The sequence below is a fragment of the Enhygromyxa salina genome (assembly GCF_002994615.1).
GTDB classification, from domain to species: Bacteria; Myxococcota_A; Polyangia; order Nannocystales; family Nannocystaceae; genus Plesiocystis; species Plesiocystis salina_A.
The window spans coordinates 16,386-34,098 of record NZ_PVNK01000272.1 but is presented as its reverse complement, the minus strand read 5'-3'; the positions used below and the strand labels follow the sequence as shown (position 1 = coordinate 34,098).

Genomic DNA, 17,713 nt, shown 5'->3' with positions numbered 1-17,713 from the left:
AGAACACAGACAAGATCCCTTGGTGGAGCACGCCGGGCACATCTGCGCTTCGGCCCGCGCGAGTTGGCGTTGCACAGTTTTTGTTATCCTCGTGCAAATGACTCGACCTGGCTTGGACTCTCGCTGGATTTCGCCCCTCCTGGGCTCGCTGCTCGCTATCTCGCTCGGGGCCTGCAACGATGACCCCGCCCCGGCCGACTCCGCGGAGACCAGCGGCGACGGCGACGGCGATGGCGACCCCGGAGACGGCGACGGCGACCCCGGAGATGGCGACGGCGACCCCGGCGATGGCGACGGTGACCCCGACCCCGACCCGATCGTCGACTGGCCGACGCTCGCCTGCGATCCCCTGGTCCCCGAGTTTTGCGGCTACCCCTTCCCCAACAACGTGTTCTCCGAGGCCGACGCCGCGACCAACACCGGCCGGCGCCTGGCCCTGAGCCCCGAGATGATGCCCAAGGCCGGCTACGAGCCGGATCCGGCCACCTTCAACATGAGCGACGGGTTCTCCCCGTCGAGCACGCTGCTGACCTTCATCCCCGGCGGCACGGTCACGGGCCTGCCGACCCCGCTGACGATCGCCGACTCGCTCGAGCCCGACTCACCGACCGTGCTGATCAACGCCGAGACCGGCGAGCGCGTCCCCCACTGGGCCGAGTACGACATGTCCCACGGCGACGACGAGCGGCGCGCGTTCATGATCCGCCCGGCCCTTCGCCTCGACCCCGACACCCGCTACATCGCGGCGATCCGTGGGGTCGTGGACGCCAACGATGCCCCGCTCCCGGCCAGCGAGGGCTTCGCCGCCCTGCGCGACGACACGCCCAGTGACGAGCCCTCGATCGACGAGCGACGCCCGCTCTACGTCGACATCTTCGCCCGCCTCGCCGACGCCGGGGTCGAGCGCGAGACCCTGCAGCTGGCCTGGGACTTCTCGACCGCGAGCGACGAAAACATCACCGGGCGCGCGGTCCACATGATCGCCGAGGGCCTCGAGCTCATCGGCCCGGAGGGGCCGGACTACGTGATCGACAGCGTCATGATGGATCCGGCGCCGGGCATCGCGATGCGCATCGAGCTGACCATGACCGTACCGCTGTACCTCGACAGCCCCGACAGCGGCGGCGCGATGCTCTACGGCGACGACGGCCTGCCCGAGCCCAGCGGCACCGCGCAGTACCCGGTCCTCGTCCACGTCCCGACGAGCGCGGCCGACGACCCGGCGCGGCTGATGGCCTACGGCCACGGGTTGCTCGGCTCACGCTTCGAGATCCAGGCCGATCACCTCGAGGCGCTGGCCGCCGATCACAACGTGATCGTGTTCGCGACCGACTGGGTCGGCATGGCCGAGGACGACACGGGCAACATCGCCGAGGTCCTCTCGACCGGCCACATCGACGACTTCCACACCGTCGCCGACCGCCTCCAGCAAGGCTTCCTCAACGCGTTCGCGGCCATGCGCCTGCTCCAGGGCCAGTTCGCCGACGACCCGATCATGCAGGGTGTCAACGGGAGCATGGTCGACCCAGTCGACCCCTGGTACTTCGGCGGCAGCCAAGGTGGGATCTTCGGCTCGTCGTACATGGCCCTGAGCCCCGACGTGATGCGCGGCGCGCTCGCGGTCCCGGGCCAGCCCTACAACCTGCTGCTCAACCGCTCGATCGACTTCGCCAACTTCTTCACCCTGATCGACGCCACCTACCCCGACAAGCTCGATCTGCGCTTCTTGCTCGAGCTGATCCAGATCGAGTGGGACCGCGCCGAGCCCTCGGGCTACTCGCGCCACGTCACCAAGGATCCGCTGCCCGGTTCAGTTGAAAAAGAGGTCCTGGTGCTGGTCTCGATCGGCGATCACCAGGTCACGACCCTCGGCGCCCACGTCATGGCCCGCGAGATCGGGATCCCGCAGATCGCCCCCGCCAATCGTCCGGACCTGTTCGGGGTCGACACGGTCGAGCAGCCCTACGCGGGCTCGGCGATGATCGAGTACGACTTCGGGCTCGGGCCCGAGCCGATCGAGAACGTGCCGATGACCGAGGGCGAAGATCCCCACGGCAAGCTCGCCGACGTCCCGATCGCGAGCATGACCGTCGAGCAGTTTCTTCGCACAGGGGTGGTCGAGACCTTCTGCGAGGGCGTCTGCGACCCCGACTGAGCGGGCTGGCGTCGGCGTTGCTCGGCGGGCTCGTCCTCACCGGCGGCGACAACGCTACGAGCGCGCCCAGCTCGACGCGCGGAGCGTGAGACGGACGGCGCCCTCGGCGAAAAGGCCAAGCGAGGCGGCGCGAGGCATTGCACCACGGGCTGCTAGCACTAGAAGGCCTGAGTCGAGCGCGCAGCGCTTGATTCAGGGCTAGCCGGTCGACTCACTCAGCAGAATTCCGACCTGCGAGGCTTCTCGGATCCGCCGACGGGGCGAGTCTGCCCGATCCCCATACATGAGCTCCATGTCCGGAACTTCGGTACAAAAGTAGTGGACCCAAATGTACACATGCTGAAACAGCGCGAGAGCCAGCGCCGCGCGCGAGCCCGCAAATACAGCGATCGCCCACAGCAGCAAAAATCCGAGCGCATACATGGCGTTCGGGATCCGAGCATACACTCCTGTCTGGACCATTGGCATCCGCCGGTACCGCAACTGGAAGTGGTCGCCACCGACGATGCGGTCCGAGCTGAGTTGAGCGTGGGCAGAGTACACGGCGTAGAGACCAGGGATGAGCAGCGCCAGACCAATCGCCACCGAGGCCGACAGCGAGAGTCCGAGCGAACCTGCATCCGAGAGGCCGAGCAAGACCGCCGAGATCGGACGCGCGAGGATCAAGGGCGCGAACACGGCCTTCCAGACGGTGAGATCACGATCCCCGAACAAGCGGGTCAAAATCCCCCACCCCAGCTGACCACGCCAAGCCAACCACACCACCACTTGATGCGCGACCGGCACAGCCAACGCGATGATGAACCAGGTCCTGGTCGAGAACAGCACTCCCTCGCCATCACCGAAAGACGGCTCGGCGAGAATCCAACACACGACGACGAGCAAGACCAGACTGACAAGCGCATGAGCTTGGCGCCGAAAAAAGAACTGCGGTGTCCTCGCAGCCGACAACGTGGAAGATTGGCCCATCACTGCATTGGGTGTCGGAACACATCGTTCATAGCTCATCAATCTCTCGGGCCGAATAGCGATACAGTGAGGGCGGTCCTAGCAGCCCGGGCTGCTAGAGCGTCTCCGGCCGCGCGAACCGGGCCGGCCGGCCGCCCAGTGACATCTCGACGACCCACGCCCAGTACGCCGCTCCAAACGCGCGCAGCTGCGTCTCCACGGCCGGCACCCGCTCACGCAGGCGCTCGCCCGAGCTCACGACCCGCGGGACGATCGGCAGCACGAAGGACCACAGCGGCGCGCGATCGATGCCGAGCTGATCCGCGACCTCGTGCCCCATCAACATTCGACACAGCCCCCGGAGCATGCCCAGGCGGACCCGCGCGAGGCCCCGCTCTGGTCCGCTCCCCAACAGCGCAGCCGCGAGCGCGCGGCTGTGCTGATCCGGGACCCCCTGGGTGCGCTGAATCAGCTCGCGCAGCGCCGAGGCCTCGGCGTAGTCGACCGGGAGCAGCTCGGGCTCGGTGCCCATGACCCACGCGACCAGGCGCCACAAGAGGAGCCAGTCTTCGGCCTCCTCGTCGCTGATCCTGAACCCGAAGATGCGCAGGCCCTCGACGTAGACCTCCGAGAACAGCAGCATGGTCGCGAGCATGTCGTGCTGGTTGATCGGCGCGGCCCAGCGCGCAGACTGCCAGCGGCCCGAGGCCAGCAGCAGGCGTCGAACCTGGGCGTGCATCAGGCGGACGTGGAGCGTGATCAGCCAGCCCTCGGCGCCGGGCCGCATGCCGTCGAGGGCGCAGACCGCCGTCACGAAGCGCGCGGTCTCGGCCACCCGCCGCGGAGCCTGCTCGCGGAGCCGCCCCGAGAACGCCAGCGGCTTGTTGCCAGCCGGCGCGAGGTACCCCGCCATCAGCGCGCGAAGGCTGAGCACGAGGCCACCAAACAGCCCGGCGCGCTCGAACAGGCGCCGGGCCCGATCGACGCGACCCCAGTCGACCCACCTCGGGATCGCCTCGACGCTGTCGAACAGCGCGGTGACCGGCGCGGGCTGAGCTTCGCCGGCCGCGTGGGCGCGCCAGCTCGCGGCCAGGTCAAAGCCTCGGCCATGCTCGGCGAGCCACTCGACGAGGGCGTCGGCGACCGGATCACAGCGCTCGAGCGCCGCGAAGGTCCGCGTAGCGAGCTCGCCGAAGCGCGCGCGCGCCCAGCGGGCCTCGTGGACTCGCGCGTGGACCCCAGCGATCGACGAAGGCATGTCTAATCATGGCCGAGCCCGCTCGAGGTTGCCACTGCGTGCCAGCGGCGCTCACGGCTCGATCACGTGCAAACGCTGGCCCGGCGCGACCTCGCCGAGCACCACCTGTTCGCCGCTCGCGGGCCACCTGACCCGGACCTCGTGGACGCTGGTCGTCCCCTCCCCCAGGCCAAAGTGTGCGCCGAGCTCGGTCTCGCCCAAAAAGTGCGCACCGACACCGATCTGCCGGATCTGCGCGGGGCCGTCGGCGACCGCCTGGACCTCGACCACGGCGCCGCGCCCGTCGCGGTTGGAGCCGCTGCCCTCGACCTCGACGACCAGCCACGGGACCTGCTCGGCGCCGTCGTTGCGATAGAGGACCGGCCGGCCGCGATGGTTGGCCACGAACACGTCGAGGTCGCCGTCGCGGTCGTAGTCGAAGGTCACGAGCCCGCGGCCCTGGCCCGTGTCCTGGATGCCCCGCTCCGCGCCGAGCTCGTCGAACACGCCGCCCTCGTTGAGCCACAGGCGCATGGGCGTGTCGAGGTGGGCGAAGGTCCCGTAGCCGCCGCGGCCCGGCCAGCCGTTGGTCTGAACGATGTCGAGATCCCCGTCGTGGTCGGCGTCGAACAGCGCGCTGCCCCAGGCCCAGCCACCGTCGCGCACGCCGGCCGCCTCGGTCACGTCCTCGAAGCTCCGGTCGCCGCGATTGCGGTACAGGCGGTTCCCCGTGCCCCGCCACACGCACTCGTCGATCGGGCAGCCCTCGGGGCTTTGCTCCGCGATCGCGCCCACGAACCAGTCGAGCCGGCCGTCGCCGTCGTAGTCGCCGAAGGTCGTGCCCATGGCGTTGCCCTCGTCGGCGACGCCCGCGGCGAGGGTACCGTCGCTGAAGCTGCCGTCGCCCTCGTTCCAAAACAGCCGCGCCTCGCCAAAGTCAGCGGCGATCGCGAGATCCGGGAGCCCGTCGTCGTCGAGATCCACGAAGGTGGAGGCGAAGCCCCACGCGCCGTCACGCAGGAACACGATGTCGGCGATCGAGACCCCAGCGGCCTCGGTCACGTCCTCGAACACGCCGTCGCCGAGGCCATGGAGCAGGCGCGAGCCCCACACGCCGACATCGTCTCGGTCCGCGTCGTCGATCCACTCGTTGACGTGGGCGTCGAGGATCCCGTCGAGATCGTAGTCGCCAAAGGTCACGCTCTGGCCCGAGCGCTTGGTGTCGACGGTCAGCGCGAAGCCCCGCGCCTCGGCCTCGTCGACGAAGCAGCCGCCCTCGTTGATGAACAGGTGGTGGGCCCGACCCCCGAGCGCGGTCACGGCCAGATCGAGATCGCCGTCGTCGTCGACGTCGGCCCAGGCCGCGCCGTTGGTGAAGGTGCAGTCACCCAGCCCGACCTCGGCGGCGACGTCCTCGAAGGTCCCGTCACCGCGGTTGTGAAACAGCAGATCGGGCGCGGCGAGGCGGGTGACATAGAGATCCGGCCAGCCGTCGCCGTCGTAGTCGCCGACCGCGACGCCGCCGCTGATCCACTGCGGCTCGCAGTTGGAGTTGAAGACCACGCCCTGACCCGAGGGCAGATCGAAGATGCACTCCGCGTCGGCGCTGGAGGTCGGGATGTACTGGGCATAGACCAAGCCGGCGGCCTCGCTCACGTCGCTGAAGGTCGGGCACGGGCCGCCGGAGCCGCAGGCCGCAGGCGGCGGCGGATTGGGCGGCGCCGGGGCTTCGGGGACCCACGCGCCGCACACGAGGGGGTCGAAGGGTGGACCCGGGAGGGGCTCGGGTTGGGCGAAGCCGCAGCCTTGAGGATCGCCGTCCCCGACCTCGTCACCATCTGCCGTGTCATCGCCGTCGCCGTCGCCGTCACCGGCGGTCTCGCCAGCGCCCTGCTCGTGACTGGAACCAACCGACACCACGCAGCCAGCGCTCGCGCTCAGGGTCACCGCGACCAGGGCCAAGTACCTCACGGCGCGGATCATACGCCAGCGCGCGCCCCGATGGCTGCATCCGCGCGCCCTTCGGTGCACACTGCATCGAGCATGGCCCCGCGCGCTCCCAGCCACGCCGCCGTCGACGAGCTCGCGCGGATCGTCGAGATCGGCGTCGAGATCGCCGACACCGAGGCCGAGGGCCCCGGACGCCGCTACGCGATCTGGGTCCAGGGCTGCCCCATGCGCTGCCCCGGCTGCTGCAACCCCGAGCTGCTGCGCTTCGACGGCGGCCGCCCGAGCACGGTCCGGAGCTTGCTCGAGCGGATCCTCGCCGCCCACGCTCGCACGCCGCTCGACGGCATCAGCCTGCTCGGAGGCGAGCCCTTCGCCCAGCCCGCGGCCCTGGCGGTGCTCGCCGAGCAGGTCCAGGCGGCGGGCCTCGGGGTCATGGTCTACAGCGGCTTCACCCTCGACGAGCTCCGGGCCAAGATCGAGACCGGAGCCGAGCCTGGCGTCGCCCGGCTGCTCGCGGCCACCGACCTGCTCGTCGACGGCCGCTACCTTCGCGACCAGCCCGACGCCGCCCGACGCTGGATCGGCTCGACCAACCAGCGCCTCCACTTTCTCAGCGATCGCCACCACCTCGCCGAGCCCGCGTTCGGCGGCGGCGAGACCATCGAGCTGCGCCTCGTCGACGGCGAGCTGATCATCAACGGCTGGCCGTGGGGCAAGGGCCTGCCCCCCTCGCGCGAGGACGGCCCGCCGCGATGACCAACACCAACGAGGCCCAGTTGTCGGAGCCTGGCTCGCCAGCTCGCGTGTCCCGCAGCGAGGCCGAGCTCCTGACCCTCACCCGCGCGCTCATGGCCCCGGGCCCGCGCTACCTCCCGGCCCTGCGCCACCGACCCAGGCGAACACCTCGGCTCGAGAAGATCGGTCCGACGGCCATGGGCCTGCTCCAGCAGACCCTGGCCCGCGGCGTGGCCTTCGAGCTCCTGCGCCGCGGCGGCTGGCAGACCCGGCGAACCCTCGTCAACGGTCACGCAAAGCGCGGGACCGTGTGGCAACGCCACCGCGAGCTCCCGCCGCTGACCTTCGGCCCGGCCAGCTTCGAGCTGCTCTCGTGGCTGCGGGCCGAGGACGTGTCCAGCCCCAAGCGCGAGCTCCCCCAGGCCGCCCGCACGACCCTGGCCGACGAGCTGCTCTACTACCTTGCGGCCGAGCAGATCGTCCGCGCGGGCGGGGTCCTGCGCCAGCCCGCGTTCTTGCGCTCGCCGCTGTGCCAGCTCGGCTACGCCGACGCCCTCGCCGGAGACGAGCCGCTGCCCAAGCTCGACCTCCGCGAGCTCGCGCGGGGCGAGGGCGCGATCGTGCTCGAGGCCCTCCAGCCCGACCTGTGCAGGCGCTGGGTCGCGATGGAGCGCGCCAAGGGCGAGCGCGCCGAGCTCAGCGTGATGACCCAGATCGGCCAGGCCCAAGATCAGGTGCTCGCGAGCCTGTTCTCCGCGCTCGATCTCGTCGACCCGCGCCGCCGCGAGCTCGCCAGCTTCCTCGCCGAGGCCGCCCGCGAGCTGCTCGCGCGCGGGCCCGAGCGGCGCTGCCCCGACCACCGCTGGTGGATCGGCGGCCTCGATCTTCGCGCGCCGCTCTCGGCCCGGCAGTCCGCGTTCGCGGCCTCGGCGGCGTTCCTGCGCGGCGTCGCCCAGCTCGGCCGCTGGCTCGACGAGGCCGGGGTCGTGGCCCACTTCGACGAGGACTACGAGGCCGCGCAGCTGCTGCTGAGCTCGTGGCAGTATCTACGCAGCGCACCCGAGCCAACCGAAGAGGCGCAGATCCCCGCAACGATCCTCGATCGCGCCATTCGACTCGCGAACCAACTCGAGTCGCTACACTCACTTGGCCAACCTTCGGAGCTCCCATGAGCCGCACCTACCGAATCCGCATCTCCGAGTCTCTGCGTCGTCACGTCCAGGTCGACGACGGCATTCAATCCAAGCTCGAGATCCTCGACATCCTCCCGCCCGAGCAGACCGCGGCCTTGCTCGAGCGCGAGCTCGAGGGCGCGGGCTTCGAGCAGCGCGAGGACGGCCAGTGGGTCCGGGCCGACGAGGACGGCGTCGAGGTCCGCGTCGATCCCCAGGCGTCCACGGTCACGGTCTCGGCCTCGGCCGACACCGACCTCGACATCACCAAGGAGCGGCTCATTCGAGCCTACGCCGAGAACGACGCGACGACCCGCGAGCGCGGGCGCCAGGCGCTCGAAGACGAGCTCGAGGCCGAGGCCGGCGAGCGCGAGAAGAACCTCCAGGCGAAGGTCACGTCCACGCTCGAGGGCAAGCTCGGTGACCTGCGCCGCGAGCTCGATCAGATCAGCAACCGCGTGACCGCCGAGGCCCTCAAGCAAAAGGCCGCCTCGATCGGCGAGGTCCAGGAGGTCAGCGAGGACCCCGAGACCGGCTCGCTGACGATCCGCGTGAAGATCTGATGACCATCCCCGAACAACAGCTGCCCGACGAGCTCTCGCTCCTGGCCGCGGTCGAGGCCGCCTACCCCAACGAGCTGACCCGCGCGTGCGAGGCCCTCGTCCGCGGCCTCCCGGTCCTCGTCGAGTGTGACAAGGGCCTGGTCGGCTTCTTCTACGCGGGCCTGCGCGGGCGCCTGCGTCGCCAGCAGATCCGCTGCAACTACATCGACGGCCGCGTCGCCCAGCAGCCCGGCCAGATGCCGATGGGCCTGGTCCCGACGATGCTCGGCCAGCTCCGTGACGCGGTCCGCGGCGGCACCCACGGCGAGGACGAGGCCCGTCACGTCATGGTCCTCCCGCACCTCGATCTGCTCACGACCTCGAGCGGCGCGCTGACCTCCGAGGCGCGCGAGGTCGTCGCGCTGCTCTACGAGAACCCCAACATCTTGTGGCTGGGCTTCCGCGATCCCTCGTTCAACCTGCCCAAGGTCATCGCCAACCTGTTTCAGCACCGCATCAGCATCATCGGGGTCTCGCGCGAGCGGCTCGGCCACCTGGTCACGCAGCGAGAGTCCCGCAAGCTCGGCCGCGGCGGGCTCGACGTCTACAAGCTCTACAAGCAGGTCTCGGGCGTCCACGCGATCCGCCTGCGCCAGCTGCTCGCCTCACTCGAGGGCGAGGACTACCCCGACGACTCGAGCCCGGTCTGGGCCCAGATCCGCCAGGCGACCCTCGACGGCGAGCTCTCGGTCCCCGAGCTGTCCCTGACCGAGGACATCGGCGGCTACGCCGAGGTCAAGAAGAAGATCACCGAGGACATCCTCGACATCATCAAGCGCAAGGAGGCCCTGGAGGATCCCAAAGAGATCGCCAGGATCGAGGGCCTGATCCCGCGCGGAATGATCTTCTGGGGCCCGCCCGGCACGGGCAAGACTCTGTTCGCCAAGGCCATCGCCTCGGCGCTCGGGGCCGCGGTCCAGGTCGTCAACGGGCCCGAGCTCAAGAGCCGCTGGGTCGGCGAGAGCGAGGAGAACCTCCGCCGGATCTTCATCCAGGCCCGCCAGAGCGCGCCCTCGCTGATCGTGTTCGACGAGCTCGACTCGTTCGCGTCGCAGCGCGGGACCTACGCGGGCTCGGGCGTCGAGCACTCGATGGTCAACCAGCTGCTGACCGAGATGGACGGGTTCCGCAGCAACGAGATGGTCTTCGTGATCGGCACGACCAACTTCGTCGAGTCCCTCGACGCGGCCCTGCTGCGACCGGGCCGCTTCGAGTTTCACCTCCACATCCCCTACCCCAAAGCCGAGGACCGCGAGGCGATCCTCGAGATCTACAACCAGCGCCTCGGCCTGGCCATGAGCGAGGACGCCCTGACCCACGCGACCCGCCAGACCGGCCACCCGATCGAGGGCAGCGACGCCGTGACCGGGCGCTGGAGCGGCGACCACATCCAGGCCCTGTGCCGCTCGATCGCCCGCCAGCGCCTCCGCGACGCCCGAACCGACGAAACCACGATCGCCGACGTCGAGCTGGCCCTGACCGCGAACCTCGATCTGCCCAAGCTGACCCCGGAGGAGGAGCTCGTCGTCGCGACCCACGAGTGCGGCCACGCGATCGTGGCCCTCCACACCAAGCACTCGCCGGCGATCGATCGCATCTCGATCCGCGGCGATCTGACCGGCGCGCTGGGCTTCGTGCGCTACGCCGATCCGGCGCACAAGTACGTCGTGACCCACGACCAGCTCGTCGACTCGATCGCGACATTGTTCGGCGGGCGCGAGGCCGAGGAGGAGCTGCTCGGGCGCCTGACGATCGGCTCGGGCCACGACATCGAGCGGGCCACGAGCATCGCCCACGCGCTGATCCAAAGCTACGGCCTTCAGCCCAGCGGCGCGCTCGAGGTCCGCACCTTCGAGCGCGACGAGCCGCTGTCCGAGCGCACCCGCGAGATCATCGACAGCGAGATTCGTGCGCTGCTCGACCGCGAGCGCGAGCGCGCCCGCCAGATCATCCGCGAGCACCGCGACGAGCTCAGCGCCTTGCGTGACCTGCTGCTCGAGAAGAAGGTCATCGACGCCAAGACCCTGACCAAGAAGGTCCCCGACGCCGTGCACCCGCCCGAGGCACCCACGGTCGACTGAACACGTCGCGCAACTCACGCACACAACGTTCCAAAACCCCTGATACCCAGATAAGCAGCGAACGCACCTAAATTGCGCGTTCTTCGGTTTCGCACCGAAAACACGGCCCATTTCAGGTCATGATGGCGGCATGAAGCTGCGCCACCTCTCGATCGCGTTCATGTCCACCGCACTGGCGCTGTCCGCGTGTACCGAGGAGGGCGCCGACGACCTGACGGATCTGGGCGTCGACGCTGACGCTGAGACCGACGGCGACGGCGACTCAGGCGACGGCGACTCAGGTGACGGCGACGGCGACTCAGGTGACGGCGACGCCGACTCAGGCGACGGCGACTCAGGCGACGGCGACTCAGGTGACGGCGACTCGGGCGACGGCGACGGCGACTCCGGCGACGGCGACTCAGGCGACGGCGACACTGGCGGTGGTGCGGCGTGCATGGGCGCGGAGGCGCCGGCCGGCTCGCCTCAGATCGGCCAGCCCATCTCGCACTGGGCCGGGTTCAACGACCTCGGCGAGCAGTGGGACTACTGCGAGCTCGAGGGCACGCCCTTTTTGCTGATCATCAGCGGCGCCTGGTGTGGCCCCTGCAACGATCTCGCGGCCGGGATGGCCGGCCAGGCCAGCTCCTTCGACGTCGAGTCGATCCGCGCCGGGCTCGAGGCCGGCACCCTCGAGTTCGTCGAGGTCCTGCTCGACAACTTCATCGACTTCGGCGAGACCAGCGTCCAGGATCTCCAGGCCTGGGAGATGATGTACCCGAACGAGCACGTCTACCTGATCGGCGACGCGACGCCCGGTCAAAATGGCGACGAGCCGCTGTGGATCTACCTCAGCCCGATCCACATGGGCGGCGTGCCCTCCGGCGTGCTCGTCGACGCGGACTTCAACATCGAGGCCACGGGCATCTCCGAGTCCCTCGCCGCGGCTACCGCCAACTACGGCGGCTGAGGCCGAGCTCAGCTCGAGATCGGGCCGAGCAGGATGGGCGCGCACCGCTGCGGCGACGCGCGCCTCGCCAGCGGGCTCAGTGGACGGCGAGCAGCCAGGTCAGCTCGTGGAGCCCGACGCCGGTCGGGACGATGTCGATCGCAGAGGCGTCGCCGTTGACCGTGCCGGTCGCGACCTCGTGGAGCTCACCGTTGTCCTTGACGATCTCGTAGAAGGTCACGGTCTCGTCGGCCGCGAGGCCGAGGCTGCTGTCGATCGTGAATCCGAACCCACCCTCGGTCGACTTGACCCCGAAGGGCGAGAAGGACCAGGCGGCGATGACCGAGCCGCCGTCGACCTCCGAGACGCGCCAGAATTCCTCGGGGACCGCGAGCCCGCCGAGCTCGGCCGGCTGCTGGAAGTCGGGCGACTGCGCGAGCGAGGGGTCGATCGAGACTGAGAGCGCGTCGTCGATCGTGACCGCGACCTCGCCCATGGCAGCGCTCAGATCCGTGACCTCGGCCGTCTCGGGCACGACGATCGGCGGCATCGAGAAGTCGAGGGCGTCGCCCTCGTTGACGGTGACCTGGAAGGCCTGGCCCGTGAAGTAGCGGCCGTCGACGGACCCGTGGACAACCTTGAGGTTCCAGAGCCCAGCGAGCATCGCCTGGATCTCGAACCCGCCGTCGGCTTCGACCGGGACCGGGATGCACAGGAGGACGTCGCCGGTCTCCTCGTCGACCGGGCCACAAAATTGCAGCCCCGGCGTCGGCAAGGGCGCCCCGGCCATGTCCGTGATCACGCCGTCGAGGGTCGCTATGACCTCGGCCCCCGTGTCGCCGTCGCCGTCGCCGGTCATCTCGGTGTCGGCGCCGTCGGTCTCGTCGGTCCCGTCCATCGCGTCCGTCGTCGACTCGTCGGCTCCATCGGCCCCGTCGCCCAGCTCCTCGGTAGTGCAGGCGAAGGCAAAGATCAGAGACAGCGGGGCAAGCCATGAACGCGTCATGCCCCGCACTCTAACCTTTTTTGACCGGCGCCAGGCGCGGTACCCCGGGCTGCTAGAAGCTCAGGATGAGGTCCATGCGGACGCCCTCGAAGTCGGGCAGCTGTCGGCACGAGCCGTTGACACACAGCAAGCCGCCGACCTGACGGCCAACGAACACGCGCAGGAACGAGGACTCGAGGAAGTTGAGCCGAAGCTCGCCGCCCGGCCACAGGTGGGGCTTGCGCAGACACTGGCCAACGCAAGGCTGCTCGTGGAGCTCGCCGCCGAGCGAGGGGAACTCGCTCGAGTACCCGCCGATGAACGCGAAGGTCAGCCACGGAGACATCCCGTAGCCGAGGATCAGGTTGCCGCGGTGGAACTGCTTGGGCGGCGCGCCACCTTTTTGGACCCGCTCGTAGCGCCACTCCCAGCGCAGCGACAGCGAGTGGGCCACGCCGCGAGTCTTGCCGACCTGCTGGTTGATGTAGAACTCGCCGTGGGGCAGCTTGCGGGTGTAGGGCTTGGTGTCCTCGTCGGGGGCGCGCTGGAACCCCTCCCACCGGTAGCCCGCGTAGGCCTGGACCTCGCTGCCCCGCTCGATGTCGCGCCAGCGCAGGCCGAGGTAGGCGTGGTGGGCCATCTCGCCGACCTTGGGGTCGAACATGTCCTCGTCGTTGATCAGCGCGTAGGCGTAGCCGAGGTAGTTGCCGAGCAGCGTGACGCGAGACTTGTCGAGGGTGTGCTCGACCAGGATCCGACCGCCGGCCGTGTTGCTCGCGGCCGGGATGATCTGGTCGGCGCGCTCGAGGGTCGGGGCCTGGATGTACTGGACGGTGGTCGCCGCGGTGTCTTTGGCGACGGTGTAGTTGTCGTAGTACTTGCCCTCGATCAACACGAAGGTGTTGCCGAAGGTCAGCGAGTTCGAGAGGTACGCGGCGATGCCGTTCTCGACGTACTCGGGGTAGTAGGTCTTGTGCTGGGGGTTGCGCAGCAAGCCGGTGACCCCAGCGAACAGATCCCAGTGCTTGCCGATGCGCTTGCGGCTGATGTCGCCGCCGACGAGGTGGAGGCCGTCGTGCTGGATCGAGTCGACCTTGTCGCCGAACCACACGAACACGTAGTGACCGCCGAGGGTGACCTTGCCCGGGAGCTTGGCGTCGAAGCGCCCGCCCGAGATGATGTCCGAGCACATCGTCCAGTACGGGTTGCCGTACTTGTTGCTGCGCAGCCCCGGGGTGTTCTCGCACAGCGCGTGGGGGTAGCCGGGGTCGCGAAACAGCTGACGGGTCGCGAAGTCGCTCTGCTGGCGGTTGGCGACGCCACCGATCGCGGTGATGTCGAGGTACTTGGTGTCGATGTCGACGCGCCCGCCCTTGATCGTGGCGTCGACCCCGATGTCGGCGATCTTGCGGATCGCAAGCCCAATGCCCTGGCCAAAGTTGACGTTGAAGTCGCCGCCGGTGACCTTGAAGTACTTGTTTCCAAACCGGAGCTGAAAGCGCTCAATCCGATAGTCTGAGCCGAAGTTACACTGGGCCCGCTCGGTCTCGGTGATCGCGAGGTCAGGGTTGTCGGCGACGTCGGGATCGTACTCGGGGTTGTCGATTCGCCCGCCCGGATTGCCCGGGTCGGGGATCGTCTCCCTGATCTGGTCGGGGTAGCTGTTGTCGGTGTCGCACAGCGGCTGATCCTTGGCGTTGAACACGTTGTGCGTGTCCACCCGGACCATCGTCGAGATCTCCCAGTTCTTCTTCAGCCGCGTGTCGCTGCCGAAGTTGATGTAATTGACGAGCGCGTAGAATTGGTCGTTATTGGTCGGGTTGTCGTAGTTGTTGCCGAAGTAGTCGAGAAAGGTCGTCGACCGAAACCATATCTGGGTGTTGCCGGCCGGCGGGATCTTCGGGTTCGGCGGGTGCGGGACGTCATCGCCGTGCTCATCGGCTTCGACGTCGGCTTCGACATCGTGCTGCTCGTCGAGCACGGGCGCGGGAGGCTCCGGCTCGGCCGGGGCGGTCTCGGCCTCGCCCGACGCGGCGTCTGCAGGGTCTGGGTCTACGGGCGGGGCCGGGTCCACGGCTGGGGCCGGGTCCACGGCTGGGTCCGCGTCGACAGGCGACTCGGAGTCCGCCGGAGCGTCCGCAGCATCCACATCGACCGGGGCGTCGACATCGACCGGGGCGTCAACATCGACCGGCGCGTCGACATCGACCGGGGCGTCGACATCGACCGGCGCGTCGACATCGACCGGCGCGTCGACATCGGGCTCGGGAGCCTCCGAGTCGCTCGGATCGACGCGATCGGCCTCGGGCGGCGCGGCTCGGGCAAGCCCCGGTGCGAGGGTCAGACCGAGGACCCAAGCAATCGTCCACTTGCCCCGCGGGCGAGTCGACGCGGCCATCACTCGGCCGGCAGCTGCTCCGTGAGGAACTGCTCGAGCTTGACTTCATCACCCTTCACGTAGCCCTGGTGGGACTTGATGATGTTGCCGTCGGCGTCGAGCACGACATAAAAGGGAATGTCGCCCTTGGGGTTGTAGCGCGCGAGCAGCTGGGTCTCGGGATCGTAGAGAACCGGGAAGGTCCAGTTCTCCTGGGAGGCGAAGCCGGGGACGCGCGAGATCGTGTCCGGTCCGTCGATGCTGATCGCGTAGATGTTGAGGCCCCGAGCTTCGAGCCGATTGTGGATGCCCTCGAGCTTGGCGAGCTCACCGGTGCACGGCACGCACCACGTGGCCCAAAACGCCAGCACGTGGACGTCGCCCTTGGTCTCGCTGACCAGCTCGGTCTCGTCGCCGTCGAGGTTGGCCAGGCTGATGCCGAGGTTGGCGTAGACGTCCGTTGGCGTCGCGGTCGCGCCCTGACCATCGCAGCCGGCGAGGGTCATCGACCCGCAGACAGCGAGCGTCGCTAGAGAACGCGCCAATACGCGGGCCGGGGATTGTGGGAGCTCAGATGTCGCCATAGGGATCGTTGATCAGGGATTGAATCTGGGCGGTCAGGATGTCGGCGTCGACGACCCCGCCGGTTCGACGAAAGATGATGTTGGCGTTGGCGTCGAAGATCAGCGTGAAGGGGATCGGCTCGTTGGGCATGAGCTCGATCTTCGAGCGCAGCCCCGCGACCTCCTCGACGTAGACGATCGGGAATTTGTCGTCGACGACCGTGCTGCTCCAGCCCTCGCAGCTCGCGGGCAGGACCGGGCTCCCGGCCGCGCCCTCGTCGAGGGCCTGAATGAACTGGATGCCCTCGGACGCGTACTCGTCGACGAAGTCGGCGGCCCACTCCTCGCCCTCCATCCGACAGGGATCGCACCAGATCGCTCCGAGCCCGAACACGACGCCGCGGGTCTCGACCTCCGGCAGCCCCTCCTGGGGGAGGTACTGGGCGATCTGGACCTGATTGGCCATGCAGTCGAACATGACCAGGTTCTCGAAGGTCTCGCCGAGGTTGAACCCGTAGGGGCCGGCTGGGTAGCCGCAGGCGAGCTCCTCGCCGCCGCCGCCGTCCTCTGTACCGGTGTCCGTCCCGCCGTCGCCCCCGCCGCCGCTCGCCAGCGGGATCGCGCAGTCGACCGAGCGATCCAAAAACTCGAAGTCCGGGTAATCGGCCGGACCGCCGCCTGTATCGCCGGCCTTGCTACAGTCGCAGGGCGGGAAGGACGGGATACATCCGAGACTGGCGCAAACCAGCGCGACGAGCCCGGGTACCTGCCAGCGCGGTAGGCTCGTACGTGAGGTGTGGAGGTCGCGCATGGGCTCTTCGTCCGCTTCGCAGCGTATCGGATCCATCTTAGGAATGGAAGATTCGCAAGGCCTCGACCTCCTCGACTCGGCTGACACGAGGGGCCACCGCCGGGGTTGACCGGCCGGTCGCGAGCCCGGGCTTCCACGGCTTCGCGTCGTTCAAGACCGATCCGTCCGAAACCTCACACCTGCGCTCCGCGCTCCCGCCCACAGCGACCCCAGACTCCGGTTTTTGTGGTAGATCTGCGTGTAAGGCGCGTCCCCCCATCGGCCACCAAAATGCACACAAGTCGTCTCCTGCTCATCGGAATTCTTCTTCTCCCGCTCTCGCTCGCGGGCTGTGACGGCGCTGACGACGGAGGCCTGAACGACGACGGAAGCACGGGCGAGACCGGCGATTCGGCGGACACGGGCGAGACCGGCGAGGCAGCCCCCCTCGACACCGACGCAGACGGCCTGACCGACGACGAGGAAGCCGAGCTCGGCACGGATCCAGCCAAGAAGGACACCGACGGCGACAACTATTGGGACCTGTGGGAGATCAACGAGGGCACGGATCCGCTCGACTACGACAGCCGGATTTACACCGGCTTTTGGCCCTACAACCCCGACAAGAACGAGCTCGAGCAAGGCAGCTGGGAGACGACCAACACCCAGGTCGGCACGGCCTTCCCCCGCGATTCGTTCCTCGATCACCACGGTGACATGGTCGACCTCTACGACTTCACCAACTTCACGATCAACGAGACCAACCAGGCCGCGTACTTCATCTTCGATCTCTCGGCCCAGTGGTGCGGCCCGTGCCACAACGTCGCCAACTGGATCTCCGGGGTCGACAGCCCCGACACCGAGTGGATCCAGGAGCTGTACCCGAGCGTCCGCGGAAAGGTTCACGGCCTCCAGATCTGGTGGATGACCTTCCTCGTCGAGGCCAACGACGGCTCCCCGCCGACGATCGCCGACGTGACGACCTGGTACGAGATCCACCAAGACGCCTACATCCCGCTCCTCGTCGACGCGGATCTCGAGCTCCGCAACCGCTTCATGGGCCCGGCCTTCCCGCACTTCTTCTTGCTCGATCCCACCATGCACATCGAGTTCTTCCCGGGGCCGGCCGACAGCACCGACGCCAACCCCTACCCCGCGGTTGGGCTCGTTGAAAAGTACCTCTAGCGTCG

The 17,713-nt window shown here is 68.7% G+C and carries 14 protein-coding genes; 7 read left to right on the top strand and 7 right to left on the bottom strand.

The window, feature by feature from the left end; all coding sequences use genetic code 11:
• Window positions 1–97: 97 nt before the first annotated feature.
• Window positions 98–2,155: a hypothetical protein gene (locus ENSA5_RS38620; RefSeq protein ID WP_181198358.1), complete on the top strand. Its 2,058-nt coding sequence runs from the start codon at window positions 98–100 to the stop codon at window positions 2,153–2,155.
• A gap of 198 nt (window positions 2,156–2,353) precedes the next feature.
• Here the strand turns inward: ENSA5_RS38620 and ENSA5_RS31520 are convergent, their stop codons facing one another.
• The 3 genes from ENSA5_RS31520 to ENSA5_RS31510 are packed head-to-tail and all read right to left on the bottom strand — an operon-like array spanning window position 2,354 to window position 6,311.
• Window positions 2,354–3,163: a methyltransferase gene (locus ENSA5_RS31520; RefSeq protein ID WP_106395430.1), complete on the bottom strand. Its 810-nt coding sequence runs from the start codon at window positions 3,161–3,163 to the stop codon at window positions 2,354–2,356.
• Window positions 3,164–3,218: 55 nt separating this feature from the next.
• A complete protein-coding gene (locus tag ENSA5_RS31515) occupies window positions 3,219–4,361 on the bottom strand; it encodes an oxygenase MpaB family protein (RefSeq protein ID WP_106395429.1) in 1,143 nt (380 codons plus the stop codon).
• A 51-nt stretch (window positions 4,362–4,412) separates the two neighbouring features.
• The gene (locus ENSA5_RS31510) at window positions 4,413–6,311 is read right to left on the bottom strand and encodes a CRTAC1 family protein (protein ID WP_146156320.1); all 1,899 of its coding nucleotides are present in this window, start codon (window positions 6,309–6,311) and stop codon (window positions 4,413–4,415) included.
• Window positions 6,312–6,383: 72 nt separating this feature from the next.
• Between ENSA5_RS31510 and ENSA5_RS31505 the strand changes: the two genes are divergently transcribed.
• The 5 genes from ENSA5_RS31505 (at window position 6,384) to ENSA5_RS38615 (ending at window position 11,829) form a co-directional block, all read left to right on the top strand.
• Window positions 6,384–7,046, top strand: a complete 663-nt coding sequence (locus ENSA5_RS31505) for a 4Fe-4S single cluster domain-containing protein (protein ID WP_106395427.1) — start codon at window positions 6,384–6,386, stop codon at window positions 7,044–7,046.
• Window positions 7,043–8,197, top strand: a complete 1,155-nt coding sequence (locus ENSA5_RS31500; RefSeq protein WP_106395426.1) for a hypothetical protein — start codon at window positions 7,043–7,045, stop codon at window positions 8,195–8,197. The genes ENSA5_RS31505 and ENSA5_RS31500 overlap by 4 nt, the downstream gene beginning before the upstream one ends.
• Complete coding sequence (locus ENSA5_RS31495; RefSeq protein WP_106395425.1) at window positions 8,194–8,760, top strand: hypothetical protein; 567 nt, start codon at window positions 8,194–8,196, stop codon at window positions 8,758–8,760. Before ENSA5_RS31500 ends, ENSA5_RS31495 begins: the two co-directional genes overlap by 4 nt.
• Window positions 8,760–10,880, top strand: coding sequence for an AAA family ATPase (locus tag ENSA5_RS31490; RefSeq protein WP_106395424.1), 2,121 nt, complete (start codon window positions 8,760–8,762; stop codon window positions 10,878–10,880). Before ENSA5_RS31495 ends, ENSA5_RS31490 begins: the two co-directional genes overlap by 1 nt.
• Before the next feature lie 130 nt (window positions 10,881–11,010).
• Window positions 11,011–11,829 carry a hypothetical protein gene (locus ENSA5_RS38615; RefSeq protein WP_106395423.1) on the top strand — a complete coding sequence of 273 codons (819 nt, stop codon included), beginning with the start codon at window positions 11,011–11,013 and terminating at the stop codon, window positions 11,827–11,829.
• A gap of 76 nt (window positions 11,830–11,905) precedes the next feature.
• Here the strand turns inward: ENSA5_RS38615 and ENSA5_RS31480 are convergent, their stop codons facing one another.
• From ENSA5_RS31480 to ENSA5_RS31465, 4 genes are all read right to left on the bottom strand, one after another.
• A complete protein-coding gene (locus ENSA5_RS31480; protein ID WP_106395422.1) occupies window positions 11,906–12,814 on the bottom strand; it encodes a hypothetical protein in 909 nt (302 codons plus the stop codon).
• Window positions 12,815–12,866: 52 nt separating this feature from the next.
• Complete coding sequence (locus tag ENSA5_RS31475; RefSeq protein ID WP_106395421.1) at window positions 12,867–15,191, bottom strand: hypothetical protein; 2,325 nt, start codon at window positions 15,189–15,191, stop codon at window positions 12,867–12,869.
• On the bottom strand, window positions 15,191–15,676 hold the full coding sequence (locus ENSA5_RS31470; protein ID WP_181198357.1) for a peroxiredoxin family protein: 486 nt from the start codon (window positions 15,674–15,676) through the stop codon (window positions 15,191–15,193). The genes ENSA5_RS31475 and ENSA5_RS31470 overlap by 1 nt, the downstream gene beginning before the upstream one ends.
• 64 nt (window positions 15,677–15,740) lie before the next feature.
• A complete protein-coding gene (locus ENSA5_RS31465; protein WP_106395419.1) occupies window positions 15,741–16,376 on the bottom strand; it encodes a TlpA family protein disulfide reductase in 636 nt (211 codons plus the stop codon).
• A gap of 438 nt (window positions 16,377–16,814) precedes the next feature.
• On the opposite strand from ENSA5_RS31465, the gene ENSA5_RS31460 reads away from it, so the two are divergent.
• Entirely contained in the window at window positions 16,815–17,708 is an 894-nt protein-coding gene (locus tag ENSA5_RS31460) for a TlpA family protein disulfide reductase (protein WP_106395418.1), read from the top strand.
• Window positions 17,709–17,713 lie beyond the last annotated feature (5 nt).

Excerpts from the sequence above, each read along its gene's own strand:
- ENSA5_RS38620 (WP_181198358.1), top strand. The coding sequence starts at position 98 with ATGACTCGACCTGGCTTGGACTCTCGCTGGATTTCGCCCCTCCTGGGC.
- ENSA5_RS31520 (WP_106395430.1), bottom strand. The coding sequence starts at position 3,163 with ATGAGCTATGAACGATGTGTTCCGACACCCAATGCAGTGATGGGCCAA.
- ENSA5_RS31515 (WP_106395429.1), bottom strand. The coding sequence starts at position 4,361 with ATGCCTTCGTCGATCGCTGGGGTCCACGCGCGAGTCCACGAGGCCCGC.
- ENSA5_RS31505 (WP_106395427.1), top strand. The coding sequence starts at position 6,384 with ATGGCCCCGCGCGCTCCCAGCCACGCCGCCGTCGACGAGCTCGCGCGG.
- ENSA5_RS31500 (WP_106395426.1), top strand. The coding sequence starts at position 7,043 with ATGACCAACACCAACGAGGCCCAGTTGTCGGAGCCTGGCTCGCCAGCT.
- ENSA5_RS31495 (WP_106395425.1), top strand. The coding sequence starts at position 8,194 with ATGAGCCGCACCTACCGAATCCGCATCTCCGAGTCTCTGCGTCGTCAC.
- ENSA5_RS31490 (WP_106395424.1), top strand. The coding sequence starts at position 8,760 with ATGACCATCCCCGAACAACAGCTGCCCGACGAGCTCTCGCTCCTGGCC.
- ENSA5_RS38615 (WP_106395423.1), top strand. The coding sequence starts at position 11,011 with ATGAAGCTGCGCCACCTCTCGATCGCGTTCATGTCCACCGCACTGGCG.
- ENSA5_RS31480 (WP_106395422.1), bottom strand. The coding sequence starts at position 12,814 with ATGACGCGTTCATGGCTTGCCCCGCTGTCTCTGATCTTTGCCTTCGCC.
- ENSA5_RS31475 (WP_106395421.1), bottom strand. The coding sequence starts at position 15,191 with ATGGCCGCGTCGACTCGCCCGCGGGGCAAGTGGACGATTGCTTGGGTC.
- ENSA5_RS31470 (WP_181198357.1), bottom strand. The coding sequence starts at position 15,676 with ATGACCCTCGCCGGCTGCGATGGTCAGGGCGCGACCGCGACGCCAACG.
- ENSA5_RS31460 (WP_106395418.1), top strand. The coding sequence starts at position 16,815 with ATGCACACAAGTCGTCTCCTGCTCATCGGAATTCTTCTTCTCCCGCTC.